The organism is Hydrogenivirga sp. 128-5-R1-1, from assembly GCF_000171895.1.
On the sequence record NZ_ABHJ01000539.1, the window covers coordinates 1 to 1,017 of the forward strand.

Here is a 1,017-nt window from a genome sequence, read left to right on the forward strand (position 1 = left end):
AAAATGTATCTTTGAGAAACACTACTTTTTTAGTTGAAACTTTAGCAGGACAGAAGGGAGAGATAGGAAAAACCACACAGGAAATAAAAGCTTTAATACAGCCTTTTGAAAGCGAAAATATAGGTGTTTGTCTTGATACGTGCCATATATACTCTGCAGGGTATAAAATTAATAAAGAAAAAGGTTTTCAGGATTATAAAGATGAGTTTGATACTTTAATAGGACTTGATAAAATAAAGGTTATACACTGCAACGATTCAAAGACACCTTTTAACTCAAGAAAAGATAGGCATGAGCATATTGGAAAAGGTAGCATAGGACTTAAAGGGTTTGAGTTTTTTCTAAATGATGAATACTTTTGTAGACTACCTTTTATACTTGAGACGCCAAAACAGGGTAATATGGATATTGTAAATATGGAAAAATTAAGGAGTTTAACCTTAGTTTCCAATTCAAGAGAGAAGTTTAAATAAAAAAACTCCAGTGGCAAAATAAAGATAAAAACCACTGGAGGAAAACCAATGACATATAAAGATTATATAACAACAGTTTATGTAATTGTAGACGAGGTATTAAAGTTGATAGGACATAAACACAAAACAAATAAGCCTAAATTTTCAGATAGCGAGTTAATAACCCTTTTAGTTTATGCCACAACATTTAGAAAAGGGGAAATAAAATCTACACTAAAAGAATTTAAAGAAAACTACAGCGATATGTTTCCTTATGTGCCAGAGCTACCAGCCATTGTAAAAAGAGCAAAAAAGTTGAAAAAGTTAGTAAAAATTTTAATTGTAATGATAAAAATTTACTATCAAACAAAGAATCACTAATTGCAATACTTGATACAAAACCAATTCCAGTTTGTGAACTTGCAAGGATAAAAAGATGTAAAAAGGTAAGTGGGAAATTATATAAAGGAAATAACGGACATAGAGAATGGTTTGGGTATAAATTAGGACTAATAATAGATACTTATGAACAACCTATATCGTTTAATATAATGCCAGCTTCAAA

The 1,017-nt window shown here is 29.9% G+C and carries 2 protein-coding genes; both read left to right on the forward strand.

Annotation, left to right across the window (positions count from 1 at the left end):
* The coding region (locus HG1285_RS00100) for a deoxyribonuclease IV (protein ID WP_008289758.1) at positions 1-473 on the forward strand (473 nt) is incomplete at its 5' end.
* 48 nt (positions 474-521) lie between these two features.
* A complete protein-coding gene (locus tag HG1285_RS19000; protein WP_008289760.1) occupies positions 522-833 on the forward strand; it encodes a hypothetical protein in 312 nt (103 codons plus the stop codon).
* Positions 834-1,017: the final 184 nt, after the last annotated feature.

Coding starts and splice junctions, on each gene's coding strand:
- HG1285_RS19000 (WP_008289760.1), top strand. CDS start 522: ATGACATATAAAGATTATATAACAACAGTTTATGTAATTGTAGACGAG.